Source organism: Kribbella koreensis (assembly GCF_039525325.1).
Lineage (GTDB): Bacteria > Actinomycetota > Actinomycetes > Propionibacteriales > Kribbellaceae > Kribbella > Kribbella koreensis.
Window position 1 is genome coordinate 196,453 of sequence record NZ_BAAAHK010000019.1, and the last position, 19,978, is coordinate 216,430.

Sequence of the window (19,978 nt, forward strand, 5' to 3'; positions counted from 1 at the left end):
GTCTTCCTGGGTAGAAGCCTCTTAGTAGGTGAGAGGAGAGCTGGGGTGGCTCTCCCGAACTGGGGAGGACTGGCCCATGAAGGCTCGTGCCTTGGGATCGGCCGCCTTCACGGCGGTGCTGTGTCTCGCACTGATACCTGCGGTCGCGACTGCCGCGGAGACTCCACCGCCGTCGACACCGGTGGCGACGCAGCCGGCAGCGCCGCCCGCCGCGGCCGAGGCCACCACGCCGACGCCTGCTCCGGCGGACGAACCGACGACGCCGCCGGTACCACCACCGCCGACGACACCACCGCCGACTCCGGCGGTGGCGACGCCGATCACGCTGAACCAGCCGGCCAACACCTGGGAGGACCGCCCGATCACGCTCGCGGGCCGGATGGAGAGCGGCCTGGCGAACTGGTACCTGACCCTCTGGCAGAAGCAAGGCACCACCTGGGTACTGCGCGGCGCGACCCGCACGATCGCCGACGGCGCCTACAAGTTCCTCTACACCTGGCCGGCCCCCGGCGCCGCGACCTTCCGCGTCGTGATCGGCAACAAGAACCCAGGCACCCTCGGCACCTCCCCGGACCGCACGGTCAACGTGCTCGACCGCACGCTGGTGATGGACAAGCCGGCCGCGACGTACACCGTCCTGACCGGCGTGAAGATGACCGGCAAGCTGACCCCGCCCGAGCCCGGGAAGAAGCTCGTCGGCCTCCAGGACCGGTACGGCGGCAAGTGGCGGACCCTGACGAGCGCCTGGATCGCGGCCAACGGGACCTTCGCAGTACCGGTCCCGGACAACCTGCCCGCGACCAAGACTGTCCGGGTCATCACGCTCGGCGTCCCGGCAGCCTCTGTCGAAGCCTCCGGCTATGCCGTCATCACGATCAAGGCGCTGGTGAACGCCAAGGTCGCCCTTGTCGGCGCGGGCTACGTCAACAAGACCTACCGGGCCGGCTGCCCGGTGAAGCCGTCGCAGCTGCGCCTGCTGACCTTGAACTACTGGGGTTTCGACGGCCTGGTGCATCGCGGTGAACTGATCGTCCGGGACGCGGCCGTGGCCAAGATGATCACCGTCTGGACCGCGAGCTTCAACGCGAAGTTCCCGATCCGCCGGATGCAGCGTGTCGACCTGTACGGCGGCAGCGACATCCGGTCGATGGCGGCGGACAACACCTCGGCCTTCAACTGCCGCCAGGTCACCGGCAACCCGTACGCGCTCTCGCCGCACTCCTACGGCTATGCGATCGACATCAACACCGTGGAGAACCCGTACCTCGCGGCGAACAACGTCTGGTACCCGTCGAACGGCCTGGCCTACCGCAACCGGTCAGTGGCCCGTCCCGGGATGCTGTTCAGCAGTAGCGCTCCGACCAAGGCACTGCGCGCCGCAGGCTTCTTCTGGGGAGCCGGCTGGCGTCAGCCCGACTACCAACACTTCGAGCCCCAGTGAAACCCGCACTAGCTCTGGCCCTGGGCGCTGTAGCTCTCCTGTACGGCTGCAGCGCCGAGCCAGCCGCTGAGCCCGCCCCAACCCCCACAGCGACGGGCGGCACCGTGCCGGTCCCGACCAACACCCTGAACACCACCCCGCCCACAGACGCTGCCGAGCCCCCTGCCCTCCCGGAGCAGGCGACAGCCCCTCCACCTGCAGCGGCCGGACCTGTCTCCGCCAAGAACCTCCCCGCACCCGCCAAGCTAGGCAAAGGCTGGAAGACCTACACCGACCCCGGCGGCGCAGAGGTCGGCTTCGTGGGCAATGACACCTGGACCCGCAGCCGTGCACCCCAGCAGGCCGCCTACGAAGCACTGCCCGTCGGGTGCGGCAACCCACTCCCCACCGACTCACTGCCGGTCCCGGCGCACGCACTACAGGGCACCTACCGCACGCCAGCCGCCAAACCGGCCACAGTCCTGGTACTCCGCTTCGCCGACTCCACCCGCGCCAAGGCCTACTACACCGGCTACCAGGCCCGCATGACAGCCTGCGGAACCAAGGGCGGCCTGCAGGTCAAGCAGCTCTGGTCCTCCCCGGATGCAGTCGCCGCGGTCCGTTCTTACGAAGCTGCCGAGGCGTTTGTGGAGGTTTCCACGCTCGAGGGCTCTACCGTGGCCTTACTGGCTCAATCCTCAACAACGCCCGACCAGCAGGCCGCGTGGGCGCGGGCCGTAGTACCTGCTCTGCAGGCTGTGATCGATTTGCCGTAAAGATGTACTACCTTTCAGTATTTATTCGCTCTAAACTCCTGACATGGCTGACTTCGACAGGTACACGCGGCTGACGGCTGAGCTGGAGCCGCCGTACGCGGTGGTCGACCTGGCCGCGTTCCGCCGGAACGCGGACGATCTGGTCCGCCGGGCCGCCGGTACGCCGATCCGCGTGGCGTCCAAGTCCGTACGATCCCGCGCGCTCATCAAGGCCGCGCTCGACCGTCCTGGCTTCCACGGCGTGATGGCCTACTCGCTGCCGGAGGCGATCTGGCTGGCGCAGGACGGCGTCGACGACATCCTGATGGGCTACCCGACCGTGCATCGCGCCGCCCTGCGGGAGGTGGCCGCCGATGCCGAGCTGGCGTCGCGGATCACGCTGATGATCGACGACTTCGAGCAGCTGGCCTTCATCAAGTCGGTCACCGGTGGCGGCGAACGGATCCGGGTCTGCCTCGACGTCGACGCGTCACTGCGCATCTTCGGCCAGCATCTCGGCGTACGCCGGTCGCCGCTGCGCACGCCCGACCAGGCTCTCGAACTGGCTCGCCGAGTGGTGGCGGACGACGCGTTCGAGCTCGTCGGCGTGATGTTCTACGAGGCACAGATCGCCGGCCTGCCGGACACGTCCCCGGCGGTACGCCTGGTCAAGAAGCTCTCGGCGCGAGAACTGTCCGACCGCCGCGGCCTGATCGTCGACGCCCTCAAGCAGGTCGCGCTGCTGCAGCTGGTCAACTCGGGCGGCACCGGAAGCATCGAGGTCAGCAGCGCCGACCCGTCCGTCACCGAGGTCACCGCGGGCTCCGGTCTCTACGGGCCCACGCTCTTCGACAAGTACGACGTCTTCCAGCCGGAACACGCGGTCGCCTACGCGCTCGGAGTGGTCCGCCGCCCGACCTCGCGGATCGCGACCCTGTTCGGTGGCGGATACGTCGCATCCGGCCCGGCCAAGAAGTCGCGGCTGCCTTCGCCGAGCTGGCCGCTCGGGCTGAGCTTGCTCGGTACCGAAGGAGCCGGCGAGGTCCAGACGCCGGTCGTGGGCGAGAACGCCCGTGGCCTGCGAATCGGCGACCGGGTCTGGATGCGCTATGCCAAGGCGGGCGAGATGCTGGAACGATTCGACGTACTGCACGCGATCGACGGCAACGAGCTGACCGAGCTCGTCACCTACCGGGGTGAGGGGAAGAACTTCGGATGAGCACCACCACCTGGCGGAACTGGGCCGGTACTGAGTCGGCAACCGGTGTGGAGACCCTGCGGCCGTCGTCGGTCGACGAGGTCGCGGCGATGGTCAAGACGGCGGCCGAGCAGGGCAAGCAGCTCAAGGCGGTCGGCTCCGGCCACTCGTTCACCGGCTGCTCGGTCCCTGAACAGGTGATGGTCCGGCTCGACGGGCTGTCCTCGATCACCAGTGCCGACCAGGCCTCCGGTCACGTGACGCTGGGTGCGGGGACCGGGCTCGCGAAGCTGAATGCGGGCCTCGCGTCGTTCGACCTGGCGATGGCCAACCTCGGCGACATCGACAAGCAGACCATCGCGGGCGCCATCTCCACCGGCACGCACGGTACCGGCGCGAAGCTCGGTGGGATCGCGACGCAGATCGTCGGGCTCGAGCTCGTCACGGCCGACGGCTCGGTGCTGCACTGCTCGGCGGACGAGAACCCGGACGTGTTCAACGCCGCGCGGGTCTCGGTCGGCTCGCTCGGCGTGATCACCGCGCTGACTCTGCAGACGGTACCGGCGTTTCTGCTGCGTGCTCAGGAGATGCCGCTGCCGCTGGGCGAAGTACTGGGTGGCTTCGATGAGCTTGCCGATGGCAACGATCACTTCGAGTTCTACTGGTTCCCGCACACCGACGTCGCGCTGACCAAGCGCAACAACCGGGTCGGCCCCGGCGTGGGCGCGTCCCCGGTCGGCAAGCTGCGCGGCTGGGTCGACGACGAGTTGCTGTCCAACCGCGTCTTCGAGTGGACCAACCGTCTGTCGGTACGGCGACCTGGGCTGGTGCCGCGGATCAACCAGTTGGCGTCCCGGGCGCTGTCGGCACGGGAGTACGTCGACTCGTCGTACAAGGTGTTCTGTTCGGAGCGCAACGTGGTGTTCCGCGAATCGGAGTACGCCGTACCGCGCGAGCATGTGGTCGAGGTCGTGCGGCAGTTGCGTTCCTGGATCGACCGGTCGGGGGAGCGGCTGCCGTTCCCGATCGAGGTCCGGGTCGCGGCGGCCGACGACATCTGGCTGTCGACGGCGTACGGGCGCGACACCGGGTACATCGCGATCCATCAGTACCACCGGCTCGCGCACGACAAGTACTTCGACGCCTTCGAGCAGATCGTCGGGGCCTTCGGCGGCCGGCCGCACTGGGGCAAGCTGCACACGCTCGAGGCGTCCGACTTCCGCGAGCGGTACCCGCGGTTCGACGACTTCCTCGCCGTCCGTGACCGGCTCGACCCGCAGCGTACCTTCGCCAACCCCTACACCAGGCAGGTCTTCGGGGCCTAGTGGGCCGGATGGCTGGTATTCCGGGGCAACCCCGCTCCCGGACGGACCGTCGCGGCCGTAGCCTTCCGGTATGACTGCACCGGAACCGCTCGAAGCGTTGCCCGAGGACTGGACCAAGGCCCTCGCGGTGGTCGCCCACCCCGACGACCTCGAGTTCGGCGCCGCCGCCGCGATCGCGCGCTGGACCGGCCAGGGCAAGGAAATCGTCTACGTCCTGCTCACCTCCGGCGAGGCGGGCATCGACGGCATCGCGCCGGCCGAGAGCGGCCCGCTGCGGGAGGCCGAGCAGATCGAGTCGGCGCGGATCGTCGGCGTCCCCGTGGTCGAGTTCCTCGGCCAGCCCGACGGCACGATCGAGTACGGCGTCGCGCTGCGCCGGCTGATCGCGGGCGCGATCCGGCGGCACCAGCCCGAGATCGTCATCACGAACAACTTCTGGGACACCTGGGACGGCGAAGCACTGCTCAACCAGGCCGACCACATCAACACCGGCCGGGCCACCCTCGACGCGGTCCGCGACGCCGCCAACCGGTGGATCTTCCCCGATGACGGCGAGCGCTGGGGCGGTGTCCGGCAGGTGTGGGCGGCCGGCTCACCGAAGAGCAAGCACGCCATCGACACGACCGACACCTTCGCGGTCGGGGTCGACTCGCTGAAGGCGCACAAGGCCTACATCGAAGGGCTCAACTGGCCGCACTTCGACGCGGAGGAGTTCCTCGAGGGGATCGGCCGCGCCCACGGCACCAGGCTCGGTACGACGTACGCGGCCGCCTTCGAGGTCTTCACGCCCTGACGCTCTGAGCTCCGTGGCAGCCGCCCCGTCCGGCGACAGCCGCGGAGTACCGATTGAACCGGTCGCTCGCCCCGTCCGTATCACGGGGCGGGGCCGGTACGTCCCAGCCGCCTTGCCCCGGCCATAGGCCGGGTGAGGCTGATTTGTCTTTGTCAGTCGTTGGGGAGATCGAGTGAGGCGTTCAAGTGCGGCGGAGTGGGCAGTGGTTTGCGGGGCTCGCGGTCCCCGCTGAAGCCGGGACCGGGCGGGTCGCCGGGGCCGATCCAGGACCGGACCAGAGTGCGCCCCTTACGGGACAGCCGGAGCAGATCGACCTGCTGCACCTGGCTGGCCGGGATACCGAGCTGGGCGAGCGTTCGGTTGGCCATCAGCGCGGCCTCGTCCTGCTTCCGCGGGCTGAACTTGTGCTGCAGGACGAGTGCGACCTTGCCGTCGGGCAGGTCCTCGATGCGTCGCAGGTGCATGCCCTTGTCGAGACGACCGGACAGCATGGCCAGGGTGAAGTAGGCGGACGTGGGCTGGCTTCGATCGATGGTGGCGCGGGCGATCACTTCGTAGCGGGCCATGTTCCGATCATGCGTCGGCCACGGGCTGTTTTCCAGCAATCTGTTCGGCTGGTGCCAGACTCGAAGTGTTGGGCCCAGCCGACAGAGGGGGCGATGGGCGTGACGCAGGACGACCCCGCCCGGAACCCGGCGGATCCGGACACCGACGACTCGTATACGCCGGAAGCGTGGCAGCCGCCGTGGTGGTTGCTGGCCTTCGCGCCGTTCTGCTGGCTTCTGGTCGGGGCGTTGGTGCTCAGCGTCCGAGGTTGGCAGGTCGCCTTGGCCGCCGGCCTTCTGCTGGCGCCGATCGGGATGCCGATCCCCGTCGTACTGCGGTGGATCAGGAATCACCCAAGGCTGGCCGGTTTCTACGTCGGTCCGTTGACCTTCGCCGCGACCGTCCTGCTGACCAGTCTGCCGCTCTGGCTCTGCGTGGCGGCAACGATTGCCGCCACCCTGCTGGCGCTGGTGATCACCACCATCCGCGCCTTCTCCCAGGCCGAGTAGCTACATCGCTTACGGGACCTAGAGCTCCAGTGCGCGGTGGGCGTCGGCCAGTACTGCGGGGGAGGCGAGGGACTGCCAGCGCGGGATCTGTTCGGTGAGGAACGCGTGGAGTTTGGGCTTGAGGTCCGGGGCGTGGTCGAGGACGTCCAGCTCGTTGACGATCGTGAGGTCGATGAAGTCGCGCAGCTCCGCTGACGTCAGCTCCTCCGACGTCCCGGTGAAGCGATCCGTCACCGTGCTGTGCTCGGCGAGATCGCGCCAGGTCGTCTCACGCTCGCAGGCGCCGTACCGGTAGACGAGCAGCTCCGCCTCCGGCCCGATCACGGCCTCGAGCACCGGCCGTTCGTCGTGCCAGTCGAACAGATGCGTCGGGAACCCATCCGTTCCGTACGCCGCATGCGCCAGCCCGGCCAGCACCAGCGTCTCGGAGCCGCCGAGCGAGCGGAGTCGCTTGGCGACCCGATGCAGATGCACGTACAACGTGCCACCCGCATGCTCCAGCTCATCGGCACCACGAACGAGCAATAACGATCCCAGGTCTTGGAATGTGCTCATCTGACCTCTTCTGTTCGGAGCGGTCAGGGCCCGACGGGACCGGCCCAGGCCAACAACCTACGACGCCCGAACAAGCTTCGCCCACCACTGCGGCGTGCCGAATCGGTCACACTGCGTTCGACCACAGTTCAACCGATCCGGCACCACCTCAACACCTTCTCCAGCAAGCCCCGCCGGACGCCTCAGGCAGGCCCCACCAGAGAATCCACCCACTGATCGGCACAGGGAAGGTACCAACCACCAGGCGAGCCAGTTCCCGTCGTCGGGTTGTACCCGTCACCCCACCCGGGGCGAGCCGGTGGGGTGACGGGTAGCGCCTGCCGGTGATGAGCCGGCAGGAAACTGCTGAACTAGTCGTCGAGCTCGGCGAGCGCCTTGCGGGCGGCTTCGAGTTCCGCTTCGAGGGCGGCGACCTTCGCGGCCTGTTGCTCGCGGGCGGCGTCGATGACCTCGTCGATCGGGCCGGACAGGTCCTCGTGCAGCTCCTTGGCCGCGCGCGAGACGGCGGCGGCCGCGACCAGCAGGTTCTTCGCGATGTAGCTGTTGCCCTGCTTGAGCTCGGCCTTCCACTCGCCGTCGGCGGTGCCGGTGACGGTCAGGGTGAGCTCGAGGGTCTTGGTCTTCTTCGGCGCGGCCTTCTTGGCCGGCGCCTTCTTCGGCTTCTCGGCGACCGGCGCGGCGGTCTCGGACGAGTCCGTGGCGTCGGCCGGGCTCTCCACGGACGCGTCGGCAGCCGGCGCCTCGGTGGTCGAATCAACGGCAGCCGAAGAGTCGAGCGCCGCCTCGGGAGTGTCGACGGCGTCGGTCTGGGCTTCTGCTGCGAAGGTGTCTACAGTCATCGTTGCGGCGATCTCCCTGGGTGACATGTCCCCGCCGAAGCGGGCTGGCGCTGAGAGCACATTAGAACATACGTTCGACCCTCAGCGCCAATCGCCACGCCGCACCGAGCCTGGCTCCACCAATCATGGCGAGCCAGGCTCACAGCATCAGGCCGAGTACTCCTTGCGGTCGCCCGACCAGTCGAGGTGGAAAGCGCCTTCGCGGTCCACCCGGTGATAAGTGTGCGCGCCGAACAGATCCCGCAATCCCTGGATCAGCGACGCAGGCAGCCGCTCGGCCCGCAGTCCGTCGTAGTACGACAGCGCCGCCGAGAAGCCCGGCGCAGGCACGCCCGCGGTCGCCGCGGTGGCGACGACCCGACGCCAAGCGTCCTGCCCGCTCACAACGGCTTCCTTGAAGTAGTCGTCGACCAGCAGTGACGGCAGCGCCGCGTCCCGGTCGTACGCCTCCTTGATCCGGTCCAGGAAGCGCGCCCGGATGATGCACCCACCCCGCCAGATCTTCGCCATCGCACCGAGGTCGATGTTCCACCCGTACTGATCCGAAGCCGCCCGGATCGCGTCGAACCCCTGCGCGTAGGCAACCAGCTTCGACGAGTACAGCGCGTGCCGGACGTCGTCGATGAACGCGTCCCGGTCGACCGAGACGCCGGTGTCGTCCGAAGGCCCGGCCAGCACACCCGCGGCCGCCGACCGCCGCACCGTGTCGCCGGACAGCGACCGGGCGAAGACGGCCTCCGCCATCCCGCTCACCGGGATCCCCAGGTCCAGCGCGACCTGTACGGTCCAGCGCCCGGTCCCCTTCTGCTCCGCCTGGTCGAGTACGACATCCACGAACGGCCCACCGGTCGACTCGTCGACCTGGCTCAGTACCTCCGCGGTGATCTCGATCAGGAACGACTCCAGGTCGCCCGTGTTCCACTCGCGGAACACGTCAGCGATCTCCGGAGCGCTCAGCCCCAGCACGCTGCGCAGCAGGTCGTACGCCTCCGCGATCAGCTGCATGTCGGCGTACTCGATGCCGTTGTGCAGCATCTTCACGAAGTGCCCGGCGCCGTCCGGCCCGACGTGCACGCAGCACGCCTCGCCGTTCACCTGCGCCGCGATCTTGGTCAGGATCGGCCCGAGCGACGCGTACGACTCCACCGAACCGCCCGGCATGATGCTCGGTCCGTTCAGCGCGCCCTCCTCGCCACCGGACACGCCGGCGCCGACGAAGTGCAGCCCCTTGGCCTTGAGTGCATCCTCGCGCCGCCGGGTGTCCGCGAAGTGCGCGTTACCGGCATCGATCACGATGTCGCCCTGGTCGAGCAGCGGCACGAGCTCGTCGATCACCGCGTCGGTCGGCTCGCCGGCCTTGACCATGATGATGATCTTGCGCGGCTGCTCCAGCGACGCGACCAGCTCGGGCAGGTCGGCGGCCGGGGTGAACTCACCCTCGTGGCCGAACTCCTTGATCAGCGCGTCCGTACGGCCCTGTGACCGGTTGTGGACGGCGACGCGGAAGCCGTTGCGCGCCAGGTTCCGGGCCAGGTTGCGGCCCATCACCGCGAGTCCGGTGACGGCGATCTGGGCTGGAGCAGTACTCATGGAGGTCTCCTGCGAGTGAGTGCTGGAAGTCTGAGTGCGAGACCAGTCTGCTGCCATGGGCAACCCGGTCGTCCATCGGGTGGCCAACTGCCGGAACGCGCTTCCCATTCCCGCCGAGCCCTTCTCAACCGCTCCGAATCGGTGGTAGACATCTGAGAAATCGATTTCCCAGATCGTGAGGTCCGCCCATGACCAGCTCCCTCAGACGCGCCGTGGCCGCCCTTCTCGGCGCTGTCCTGGTAGTCCCGGCCACCCTCCAAACAGCAGCCGGTACGACGTACGCCCCCGCCCCGGGCAGCGGCAACAGCAGCAGCGCCGGCCGTGGCGCCGGCACCGGCAACGGCCCCGTCGGCTGGGACGCCTACCGCCATCTCGACCGCCTCCCCGAACTGCAGACCGGCGTCCGCACCAAGCAGTTCTCCAGCTTCGGCCGCGACGGCACCAACAACGACGGCTTCGACGGCACCTACTCCTGCCTGAGGACCACCGCTCAAGGCTGCGTCATCGCCGAGGATGACGGCCCCGGCGAGCTCGCCTCGATCTGGTTCACCCGCGACGAGGGCGACGTCCGCAAAACCGGCACCATCACCGTCGAGGTCGACGGCAAGAAGGTGCTCGACGCCGGCCTCCAGGACGTGGTCGACGGCAAGCGAGGCGCGCCCTTCGTCTACCCGCTGGTCGCCAACGCCCTCCAGACCAGCGGCGGCGTCTACATCCGCGTCCCGATGCCGTACCAGAAGTCGATGCGGGTCACCGTCCAGAACAACCCGCTCTTCTACCACGTCGACTACCGCGAGTTCCCCGACCCGGCCGGCGTCACCACCTTCGACCCGGCCGACAAAGCAGAAGACGTCATCGCCCTCCTCAAGGCGTCCGGCACCAAAGACCCCAAACCGGCCCAACCGCAGGCCAGAACCACGAAGACCCCGGTGACCCTTGCCCCTGGCAAGCAACTGACGATCGCCGACACCCACGGCCCCGGCGAGCTCAGCGCGCTCAAACTGAAGCTGCCACAGCTCGTCGGCCTCGACCTGAAGACCTTCGCCGACGACGGCCGCGCCTTCCTCGGCGGCAGCAAGTTCACGCTCAGGATCGACCCCGCCAACACCGGCGTCAAACTGATCCGCCGGATGGATCTGCGGATCGGCAACCAGCGGGCCAAGGTCTTCGTCGACGGCGTCCAGACCGGTGAGTGGACGCCGCTGCCGGCCAAGGGCGCGCAATGGGCCGACCAGATGGTCGACCTCCCCGCCAGCGCGACCGCCGGCAAATCGCAGATCGAGATCCGCAACGAGTTCGTCTCCTCCGACCTCGACTTCAACGAGTTCACCTACTGGGCCGACTCGGTCATGAACCAGACAGTCAAGCGCACCGACACCCTCGACGTCGGCCCGCAGCACGTGGCCGACGAGCAGGCCCACGCCTACCAGATCACCAAGCAGAACTGGAAAGGCTCCCACTCGATGCCGTACGCCGCCACGCCCGCCGACGCCGAACGCGTCAAACCGTCCGACGCCCTACTGTCCGGCGTACGAATCCAGGTCACCGTAGACGGCCGGCAGCGCGTCGACGCCCCGCTCGGCGAATTCTTCGGCTCCGGCCTGGGCGAGAACGACGTCCGCTCCCTCTTCTTCGTCATGGACCCCGACGGGTGGTACCAGTCCTGGTGGCCGATGCCCTACCTCACCCGCGCCACCGTCAAGCTCGTCAACACCACGCAGTACCAGCTGTCCGCCGGTCAGGCCGAGGTCACCGACGCACGCAACGTCAAAGCGGCAGCCGACCTCCTCACCGGCAAGACCGGCTACTTCACCGCGATCTCCCACCGGGCACAGCCCGCCATGGGCAGCGACTGGCTGATCGCGGACACCACCGGCCGCGGCAAGTTCGTCGGCGTCTCGCACACGATGGAAGGCCTGCAACCGGACGGCAACACCCGCGGCTACCTCGAGGGCGACGAGCGCGTCCACGTCGACGGCGAGCGCACCCCGGCCATCCATGGCACCGGCACCGAGGACTACTACGAGTCCGGCTGGTACTTCAACCAAGGCACCTACTCCACCCCCTTCCACGGCAACTCCGGCCACGAGGTCCAGGCGGGGGAGTGCAAGAACGAATGCGACAGCGCCTTCCGCCTGCACATCACCGACTCGATCAACTTCCAGAACCAGCTCACCTTCGGCATCGAACACGGCCAGCAGGACGACGTCCCCGCGATCTACGGCTCAACCGCCTTCCTGTACTCCGCTGCAGAGCAGAAGTTCGGCGCCCGTGAAACCGACCGCATCGATGCCGGCGACCCGCAAAGCCGCCGGCAGCACCAATACACGGACGGCCCGACGGCGACCCAGGCCGACCTGACCAGCGTCTACGAAGGCGACCACGACGACATCGCCGTCACCGACCAGGTCAGGACCAGCGCAGCCCCTATTCGCTTCACCGCAAAGGTCGACCCGGCCAACCGAGGCGTGACGCTACGCCGTACCAGCGACCAGAACTCGCCCGGCCAATCGGCCAAGGTGTTCGTCGACGGCAAGGAGGTCGGCACCTGGTCGCAAGCCCTCGGCAACACCAAGCAACGCTGGCTGGACGACAACTACCAGTTGCCCGCAGCAACCACCACCGGCCGCAGCAAGCTGACCATCGAGCTGAAACCGGCCACACCCTGGACGGCAGCCGCCTACGTCGTTCAATCCCAAGTCAGCCCGTACGCCGACCGCCGCGCCCCCGGCCAGGTCCAGAACCTGACCGCCACCAGCCGCGCCGACAACGCGATCGCACTCAGCTGGTCCGAGCCCGCCGATGAGAGCGGCATCACGAAGTACACCATCTATGCCGCGAAGAAGAACGAAGCCGAGAAGCTGGTCGGCGCGAGTCGCGTGCCCGGCTTCGTGCACAAGGGAATCGGCCTGGAGGAGACCTGGACGTATCGCGTCGCGGCGACCGACCTGGCCGGCAACACCGGACCGAAGTCCGTGACGGCGCAGGCGACCTCGGGAAGCACGATCCGGATCGAAGGCGAGTCCATGCTCCCGGCCGACGAGGCCACGGTACCGGTCGATCCGCAGGGCAACTGCTGTGGCGTCAACTGGTCGGCAGGCGCGCAACTCTGGATCCACGGCGCAAAGGCCGGCGACAAGGTAGTCCTGCCCTTCACCGTCCCGACCGCCGGCAACTACACCCTCTCGACCGTGCTCACCAAGGCCGCCGACTACGGCATCGTCGACCTCAGCATCGACGGTGCCGACCTAGCCACCTTCGACGGCTATGCGGCAACCGGTGTCAGTACGGCAAAGGTCGACCTCGGCGCCAAGCAGCTTGCTCGAGGCAAGCATCAACTAGGCATCACGGTGACCGGAAAGAACGCAGCCGCGATCGGCTACCTGGCAGGCCTCGACCTGCTCGATCTGGAGTTGTCCGTGATCAAGAAGGAGTCCTTCAGCAAGACCGAGAAGGTGGTGGCTGCCGGGAAGTTCGTGAAGGTCTACGACCCGAGCGTCGGCGAGTCCAGCCCCTGGTACTACAACGACCACACACTGGTCCAGGACCGCAGGACCGGCACCTGGCACGTCTACGCGATCACCCACGCCGAGCCGGCCGACCCGCTCGACGAGAAGAGCTTCGGCCACGCGACCGCGCCGTCGCCGACCGGTCCGTGGACCAAGCAGCCACCGGCTCTGTTCGCCGACCCGGCAGTGGGCGAGACCCACATCTGGGCGCCTTACGTGATGTACGACCGGGGCACCTACTACATGTTCTACGCGGGTGGGACGGCCGACCATACGGCGTACCGGCTGTCTGTGGCGACGTCGACCGATCTCGTGCACTGGACGAAGAATCCGGCGAACCCGCTGTTCACCGACGGCTTCGACGGGCGCGATCCGATGGTGCACAAGGTCGGCGATCAGTGGGTGATGTACTACACCGCCAACTCGACGCCGAGCGGCGGCAACCACATCGTCGCCTACCGCACCAGCACGGATCTCATCCACTGGGGCGAGCGGCAGGTCGCGTTCCAGCACCCGCAGGCCGGGACGTTCGGTGGGCCGACCGAGTCGCCGTTCGTCGTCCAGCGCGGCAAGGACTGGTACCTGTTCGTCTGCTGCGACGGTGGCTACGAGTCGACAAAGGTCTACAAGAGCAGGGATCCGCTGCACTTCACGATCGACCAGCTGGTCGGGACGATCCAGTCGCATGCGGCGGAGGTCGTCCAGAACGGGGACGACTGGTACGTGACGGGCGCCGGCTGGGGGAAGGGCGGGCTGTTCGTCGCGCCGCTCGACTTCAGCAAGACGCAGGTCACGCAGGGGATGGTGGTCAGCACGAAGTACTACCGGGCGACGGTGCAGACGACTCCGCGGGCGGTTCTGACCGCGCTGGATGTGGATCCGGCGGGACAAGCTCAGTACAAGCCCGCGCTGGATGCGTCGTCTCGGGCGACCGCGCCTTATCTCGGAGTCGGTAACTTCGGCGCGACCGATCTGACTGGCGCGACGGCGCAGGTACAGGCGGAGGGCGACGCGCTTGCGCTCAAGGGCATTCCGCTCGGCGATGAGCTGATCACGGTCGACTGGTCCTTCGCCTTCAGTGCGAAGACCTTCGACACGAGCCTGCGCTGGCAGGTCACCCAACCGTCCGCGCCGCTCTGGGAGGTCTCTTTCAACGTCGACTCCGCGCTGACCGACCAGGGCGATCCGGCCGGCTTCGGCCGCGACGGCGACTACCCCGGTCTGCCGAAGTGGTCGATGGCGACGAGTCCGGGGTTGAGCGTCGTCTCGGCGTACAAGCAAGGCTCGGCGTGGGCGGCCGACAACCACTGGTACGACCCGGCGAACGCGGCCATCGCCTGGCAGCCCCTCTGGCAACCAGGCGGCCGCGCTTGGCAGCCCGGGACCTACGACGGCGGCACCTGGCGCTTCGGCTTCTCCGCCACCGAGAAGGACACCGCCTTCGCCGACAGCTTGGCCTCAACCATGTCGTAGTCTCCGAAAACGTGACCACACTCGAGCCTCGTACCACGGCATTGCTGTTGATCGACTTGATGCCGAGGATCATCGCGCTGGACACCGCGCCACTGACCGGCGCGGAGGTACTGGAACGCAGCACGGCATTGGCCCGAGCCACCAGAGCCGTCGGCGGGCTGGTCGTCAACGTCCGGGTCGAGCGTCCCGGCGTTGACGTCCAGCCCGAGGGCAGCGGCTTCGCGCTCGACCCGGAGCCAGGGGACATCGAGATCGTCAAGCGCACAGTCGGCGCCTTCCACCGCACCGGCCTGGACGACGTACTGCAAGAACACGGCATCAAGACCGTCGTCCTGGCCGGCATCGCCACCAACTTCGGCGTCGAGTCCACCGGCCGCGCCGCCGACGAACACGGCTACGACACGATCTACGTCACCGACGCGATGACCGGCTTGGACGCCGCCGCCCACGACTTCGCCATCTCCTACGTCTTCCCCAGATTCGGCACCGTCTGCACCGGCACGGAGTACGTAGCAGCCCTCAGCCCCGCCTAACCCCGACGGCCCGGCCACCCGCCTAGACGGCCAACCACCCGCGATACAAAGTGGGTTGTGGTAGCGAATCGATTACTTTCCGCTATCTTCAGGCTCGGGCCACGGAAAAGTGGTGCTGACTGTTTGCACGCCGGCGGAAAGTAAGAGCACGCTAGAGGCATGACGAAGCCGGCCACGCTTGGTGCCGAGAGCTCCGCCCCTTCCGTTGCGCACTATCCGCATTCCAGAGACGACTGCGCCGAATGCCACGGGCACGACGCCGACGTCATCGCGCGCTGGCCCAATCACGAGGTGCGCTGGTGCCATCGCTGTACCGGCGTCGCGCTCGCCCTGGTGGTCAACCTCGGCTACGAGGTCACCGTCCGCTCCCTCGACCGCGTCGGCACCTGACCTCTAGCTGAACAGCGCGGCGTTCTCCCTGGCCCACTGCTGCAAGGTCCGCGGCGCGTGCCCGGTCACCTGCTCGACGGTGTCCGTCACCGTCGTCTCGTCGATGATCCCGTCGCGATAGAACGACTCGATCGCCTCCGCGTACTTCGCCGGCATCGACCCGAACACTTCCTCGTGCGTCTCGTCCGCACTCAGCTCGACAGCCTGCAAGGGCCGCCCGATCGCCTCGGCCACGATCGCCAGCTGCTCGGCCGGCCTCAACGCCACCGGCCCACTCAGCCGGTACGCCGCTCCCGCATGCCCGTCCGCCGTCAGCGCGGTGACCGCGACGTCGGCGATGTCGTCCGGATGAATCGTCGAGATCGGTACGTCGGGGAACTGCAGCCGGACCACGTCGCCCGCCTGGATCTGCGGGAGCCAGCGCAGCGTGTTCGACATGAACGCGTTCGGCCGCAGGAACGTCCACTCCAGCCCCGATTGCTCGACGGCCGCCTCTGCCTCGGCGTGGTACTGCGCGATCGCGTTGTCCGTTCTCGTCCCGACGATCGAGCTGCTCGACAGCAGGGCGGCCCGGCGTACACCGGCCTGTACTGCGTTCGCCAGCAACTCCTTCATCCGGTCGTAGCCGGCAAGCAGGAACAGCCCGCTGACTCCGTCGAAGGCGTCGGTGAAGGTGTCCGGTTGGTTGAGGTCGCCGACCACGGCCTCGACACCGGCCGGCAACTCGACCGGCTTGCGCACGAGCGCCTTCGCCGGGATGCCCTGCGCGGCCAGTGCTCGTACGACCGCTCCACCCGCGTTGCCGGTCGCGCCGGTCACCAGGATCGTCATCGATTCCTCCTCACGTAGCCGACCAGTTGGCCGTTGTCGGTGACGCGCTCTCCGTCCGGGCCGGTAAGCATGTCCTCGAAGCCGGCCCGCAGTCCGTAGCCCAGCCGGCGCGCCCACTCCAGTACCGGCCACGCCCACTCGCCTTCGCCATGGACGACGAGCTCGACGCCGGTCGGGAGCACGTCGAGTACCGCCTGCGCTGCCGCGATGCCGTCCGTACCGGGTGAGACCCCGGGGATCGCCTCCACGAGCAGCCGCACGACCGGACCACGCCAGTTCAGGAACTTCCGGGCCGCGTCCGGGGTGAAGAGACCCGCCTCGATCCCGATCCCGCGCTCGAGCAGCAGCCTCGCGATCTGCTCCGCGCCGTCCTCGTGCCAGTTGACGCTCGCGAAATCCGGTCCGGCGTCCCACTCACCGAGCAACGCCAAGCGGGTGGGCAGGTCCGGCTCGATCTCCTCGCGGGTCGACACACCCAGCGGCAGTTCGGGACACCGCTCCCGTACTGCGGTGACGGCCGGCTCGACGTCGGCCCAGCGCAGACTCTCCCGCCCCTCCGAGTCGCGCGGATGGAAATGCACCGCCACAGCACCCGCCACGACAGCGTCGTACGCAGACTGCGCGAGCTCGGCTGGAGTCAGCGGTACGGCGGGGTGATCGGCGCGCGAGCGATCGCCGTTGAGGCAGCATTTCAGGATCGCATCCATCGCTGACCACAGTGCCAGACAAAGGGGCGATCCCGAACCGGATTCGCGGCGTACGGGGTGCCGCCGGAAAGGAAGTCAGCAGGAATCTCGAATTCGGCCGGCGGCCGGCGCACGTAGCGGTCGTGAGTGCGTACCCAACTCGGCGGGTAATCGCTTGCCTTCGGCGTGTCGGAGTGGTTGGTGGGGGTTGTGCGTGCGTGGCGGTGCGGGTTTGGCGACTTGTGCTCGGTGTGAGTGGATCCGTTGCCGGGAGATGCGCAGGTGGAGCACTAGGTGCCTCAGGCAACTGGTTTGGGAGGGCGGCGGGGTGTTTCCGTCCAGTCGCTGGGCGGACGGGGTGCTTTGCCGGTGGGGGCGCCGCCGGGTGGGGTCGGCTGGCGGGTTGTTCGGCCGGTGGCGACCTGCAGGGTGGGAGTGGGCGAAGTAACGGGGTTCGTTGGCGGGGTTGTGGCGCTGGCGTGATGTTTCGGCGTGCCTGGCGTCAGTGGTCCGGGGTCAGCGTTGCTTGGATGGCGGCGCGGATTTCGTTCGTGGGGTCGTCCTCGTGGTAGATGCGTTCGTCGGGTTCGATGTTGTCGAGGAAGCGCTGGTAGGTGGCGGCGCCGAGCAGATGGATGAGGACCGACATCGGCTTGAGAGCGCGCAGCGGATTGCTGGATGGGTGGGCGGATTGCCAGGCGGTGGTCCAGGTCTGAACGGCGAGCGGGCGCTTCTCGGTGGGGAGCCAGTTGGTGAGGCGTTGGAGGTCGGTGGCGGGGTGGCCGACGTAGCTGTCGGCCCAGTCGACGATGACGCGGTGGGTGCCGTCGGAGCGCCAGTTGCCGGGGTGGAAGTCGCCGTGGACCAAGGTGTTGGGGAGGCCCGCCGAGTCCAGCTCGGAGATGATCGCCGGGAGTTGGGCCCGGAGGGTGTGGGCTTGGGTCAGTTCGGTGGGGGTGAGGCGGTCGCCTACTTCGCCTGCGAGTAGGCGGTCGAGTTCCGCCGGGAGGTCAGCGGGGAGGAGTTGGGGGACGCGTAGGTCATCGTCGGCGATCGCGGACTGCACGGCGACCCAGCGGCTGACGATATCTTCGATGGTGGCCGGGTCGGGTTCCCAGCAGTCGGTGCCGGGGGCGTGGGCGAGGAGGGACCAGCGGTTCTCGAGGTCGATCCCGAGAACCGCTGGTGCGAGCTGCGAGTCGTACTGGTGAACGTGGCTGATCACGTCCGCGTCGACGCTGCAGAACCGGCTGGTCGCCTTCGCCCAAGCGCCGGCGTCAGGCAATTGGATCAGGCAGGAGAGGTTCCAGGTCTTGTACTGGACCGGCTTGCCCGCGGCCCCGACGATCCCGGTCGCCCAATCCACCAGCCGCTGCGGGCCGTCGACCTCGGCCCACGTCGCTCGCAGCGGCTGCGCAGCGATGATCTCCGGCCAGTCTGCGCGCGGCGTCGGATCGAGTACGCCGGCCCGCGGCTCCCCAGCCACCTGGACATGGAAGACGACCCGGCCGCCATGCCCGAGCTCCGCGTTGTCCGCGTGCACCAGGCGCAGCACGAAGGTCGGTACGCCGAGCAGCTCGTCGAGATAGCGAGTCGTCGCCGCGACCTCGGACCACCACGGCCGGTCCGCCTCGAACAGCGGTACCTGACCCAGGTACCGGCTGCCGAGGCTGACCAACGCCTCCACGGTCTTCGTTTCAGACGTCGGCGACGACGCGGTGGAAGGTCCGGGAACCGGAGCGGAGGGTGACGGGCTCGGTGAGGGGGACGGGTTGGTCATGGCTGAGCACTTTCCGGTCGTCGATCGAGACTGCTCCCTGGCGGATCAGCCGGCGGAGTTCGGAGTTGCTCAGCTCTGGACGCGCCGCCTGCAGCAACTCCAGGATGGTCGGCCGGGAGGTCTTCACTGCGACCTCCGGTAGATCGGCCGGGACACCGCGATGACTGAACTGCTCGGTGAACGCCGCCCGCTCGGCCTTCGCGACGTTCGCACCGTGGTAGCGGGTGACGATCGCCGCGGCCAGCTTGAGCTTGGCATCGCGAGCAGGTGGACCACCATGTGCCGCTGCCTCGCCGAGCGCCGCGACCAGCTCCAGCGGAAGCTCGCTGTAGACGTGCGCGTACGTCTGGACGAGCGTGTCCGGCAGGCTCATCAGCTTGCCGAACTTCTCCTTCGGCGAGTCCGTCAGCCCGATGTAGTTGTTCAGCGACTTCGACTGCTTCGGCCCACCGTCGATCCCCGGCGTGATCGTGGTGATCACGACGGCCTGCGGCGGCGCCCCGAGCCGCTGCTGGAAATGCCGCCCGAGCTGCTCGTTGAAGAGCTGGTCGGACCCCACGATCGTGAGATCGCTGTCCATCGCGAAGCTGTCGTAGCCCTGCAGCACCGGGTAGACCAGCTCATGCAGCGCGATCTCCCGCCCGGCGGCCACCCGGTCGCGGAACATGTCCCGCGCCATCAACTGCGCCTGCGTCACCTGGCTGAACAACCCGAGCAGCGTCGCCACCTCCATCGATCCGTACCACTCGGAGTTCCGCCGTACTTCGAGAACGTCCGGCTCGGTCCGCAGCACCAGCGAAACCTGCTCGAGGAACGACGCCGCGTTCACCTCGATCTCCTCGGGCGTCAGCGTCGGCCGCGTCTCCGAACGCCCGGTCGGGTCGCCGATCCGGGTGGTCAGGTCGCCGAGCAGGAAGACCACCTGGTGGCCGAGATCCTGCAAGTGGCGCATCATCCACAGGTTGACGGCATGGCCGAGATGCAGATCGGGCGCGGTGCAGTCGACGCCGTACTTGATCCGCAGCCTGCGCCCGGACGCGAGCCGGTCGATCAGGTCCTGCTCGCCGACGATGGTGTCGGTCGTCCGCCGCAGCCGTTCGAGCACGGCCGGTACGTCGGTCATTCTGGATCCTCTCGGGGAACAGAGGCACCCGGTCCAGCGCCTCCGGCAACGGAAAGAGGCAGGAACCACGACGGTTCCTGCCTCGGAGGCTCTGGGGTGGAGCGAACTACGACAGCAGGCCGG

At 68.1% G+C, this 19,978-nt stretch carries 17 protein-coding genes; 9 read left to right on the forward strand and 8 right to left on the reverse strand.

Features of this window, described 5'->3' with window-relative positions:
* The first annotated feature begins 76 nt into the window (after positions 1-76).
* The 5 genes from ABD116_RS35020 (at position 77) to ABD116_RS35040 (ending at position 5,491) form a co-directional block, all read left to right on the forward strand.
* On the forward strand, positions 77-1,441 hold the full coding sequence (locus ABD116_RS35020) for a M15 family metallopeptidase (protein WP_343980623.1): 1,365 nt from the start codon (positions 77-79) through the stop codon (positions 1,439-1,441).
* Entirely contained in the window at positions 1,438-2,196 is a 759-nt protein-coding gene (locus tag ABD116_RS35025) for a hypothetical protein (RefSeq protein WP_343980626.1), read from the forward strand. The genes ABD116_RS35020 and ABD116_RS35025 overlap by 4 nt, the downstream gene beginning before the upstream one ends.
* A gap of 43 nt (positions 2,197-2,239) precedes the next feature.
* Positions 2,240-3,394, forward strand: a complete 1,155-nt coding sequence (locus tag ABD116_RS35030; protein WP_343980629.1) for an amino acid deaminase/aldolase — start codon at positions 2,240-2,242, stop codon at positions 3,392-3,394.
* The gene (locus ABD116_RS35035) at positions 3,391-4,698 is read left to right on the forward strand and encodes a D-arabinono-1,4-lactone oxidase (RefSeq protein WP_343980632.1); all 1,308 of its coding nucleotides are present in this window, start codon (positions 3,391-3,393) and stop codon (positions 4,696-4,698) included. Before ABD116_RS35030 ends, ABD116_RS35035 begins: the two co-directional genes overlap by 4 nt.
* Before the next feature lie 70 nt (positions 4,699-4,768).
* The gene (locus ABD116_RS35040) at positions 4,769-5,491 is read left to right on the forward strand and encodes a PIG-L deacetylase family protein (RefSeq protein WP_343980636.1); all 723 of its coding nucleotides are present in this window, start codon (positions 4,769-4,771) and stop codon (positions 5,489-5,491) included.
* A 152-nt stretch (positions 5,492-5,643) separates the two neighbouring features.
* Here ABD116_RS35040 and ABD116_RS35045 read toward each other — a convergent pair whose 3' ends face one another.
* Positions 5,644-6,057, reverse strand: a complete 414-nt coding sequence (locus ABD116_RS35045) for a hypothetical protein (RefSeq protein ID WP_343980639.1) — start codon at positions 6,055-6,057, stop codon at positions 5,644-5,646.
* Positions 6,058-6,150: 93 nt separating this feature from the next.
* On the opposite strand from ABD116_RS35045, the gene ABD116_RS35050 reads away from it, so the two are divergent.
* Positions 6,151-6,546 carry a hypothetical protein gene (locus tag ABD116_RS35050; RefSeq protein ID WP_343980642.1) on the forward strand — a complete coding sequence of 132 codons (396 nt, stop codon included), beginning with the start codon at positions 6,151-6,153 and terminating at the stop codon, positions 6,544-6,546.
* A gap of 18 nt (positions 6,547-6,564) precedes the next feature.
* Here ABD116_RS35050 and ABD116_RS35055 read toward each other — a convergent pair whose 3' ends face one another.
* From ABD116_RS35055 to gndA, 3 genes are all read right to left on the reverse strand, one after another.
* Positions 6,565-7,101 carry a DUF6817 domain-containing protein gene (locus ABD116_RS35055; RefSeq protein WP_343980644.1) on the reverse strand — a complete coding sequence of 179 codons (537 nt, stop codon included), beginning with the start codon at positions 7,099-7,101 and terminating at the stop codon, positions 6,565-6,567.
* Positions 7,102-7,451: 350 nt separating this feature from the next.
* Complete coding sequence (locus ABD116_RS35060) at positions 7,452-7,940, reverse strand: DUF6319 family protein (protein ID WP_343980647.1); 489 nt, start codon at positions 7,938-7,940, stop codon at positions 7,452-7,454.
* A gap of 147 nt (positions 7,941-8,087) precedes the next feature.
* Positions 8,088-9,530, reverse strand: a complete 1,443-nt coding sequence (gndA, locus tag ABD116_RS35065; RefSeq protein ID WP_343980650.1) for an NADP-dependent phosphogluconate dehydrogenase — start codon at positions 9,528-9,530, stop codon at positions 8,088-8,090.
* 188 nt (positions 9,531-9,718) lie between these two features.
* Here gndA and ABD116_RS35070 point away from each other — a divergent pair, with 188 nt between their 5' ends.
* The 3 genes from ABD116_RS35070 to ABD116_RS35080 all read left to right on the forward strand — a co-directional run bounded on the left by ABD116_RS35070 (position 9,719) and on the right by ABD116_RS35080 (position 15,435).
* Complete coding sequence (locus tag ABD116_RS35070; RefSeq protein ID WP_343980652.1) at positions 9,719-14,512, forward strand: DUF2961 domain-containing protein; 4,794 nt, start codon at positions 9,719-9,721, stop codon at positions 14,510-14,512.
* Positions 14,513-14,523: 11 nt separating this feature from the next.
* The gene (locus ABD116_RS35075) at positions 14,524-15,045 is read left to right on the forward strand and encodes an isochorismatase family protein (protein WP_343980655.1); all 522 of its coding nucleotides are present in this window, start codon (positions 14,524-14,526) and stop codon (positions 15,043-15,045) included.
* A 159-nt stretch (positions 15,046-15,204) separates the two neighbouring features.
* On the forward strand, positions 15,205-15,435 hold the full coding sequence (locus ABD116_RS35080; RefSeq protein WP_343980658.1) for a hypothetical protein: 231 nt from the start codon (positions 15,205-15,207) through the stop codon (positions 15,433-15,435).
* 3 nt (positions 15,436-15,438) lie between these two features.
* Here ABD116_RS35080 and ABD116_RS35085 read toward each other — a convergent pair whose 3' ends face one another.
* The 4 genes from ABD116_RS35085 to tyrS all read right to left on the reverse strand — a co-directional run bounded on the left by ABD116_RS35085 (position 15,439) and on the right by tyrS (position 19,855).
* Positions 15,439-16,266, reverse strand: coding sequence for an NAD(P)H-binding protein (locus ABD116_RS35085; protein ID WP_343980660.1), 828 nt, complete (start codon positions 16,264-16,266; stop codon positions 15,439-15,441).
* Positions 16,263-16,973, reverse strand: a complete 711-nt coding sequence (locus ABD116_RS35090; protein ID WP_343980663.1) for a 3-keto-5-aminohexanoate cleavage protein — start codon at positions 16,971-16,973, stop codon at positions 16,263-16,265. Before ABD116_RS35090 ends, ABD116_RS35085 begins: the two co-directional genes overlap by 4 nt.
* Before the next feature lie 481 nt (positions 16,974-17,454).
* Positions 17,455-18,639 carry an aminoglycoside phosphotransferase family protein gene (locus ABD116_RS35095; protein WP_343980666.1) on the reverse strand — a complete coding sequence of 395 codons (1,185 nt, stop codon included), beginning with the start codon at positions 18,637-18,639 and terminating at the stop codon, positions 17,455-17,457.
* Positions 18,640-18,649: 10 nt separating this feature from the next.
* Positions 18,650-19,855 carry a tyrosine--tRNA ligase gene (tyrS, locus tag ABD116_RS35100; RefSeq protein ID WP_343980669.1) on the reverse strand — a complete coding sequence of 402 codons (1,206 nt, stop codon included), beginning with the start codon at positions 19,853-19,855 and terminating at the stop codon, positions 18,650-18,652.
* Between the last annotated feature and the right edge of the window lie 123 nt (positions 19,856-19,978).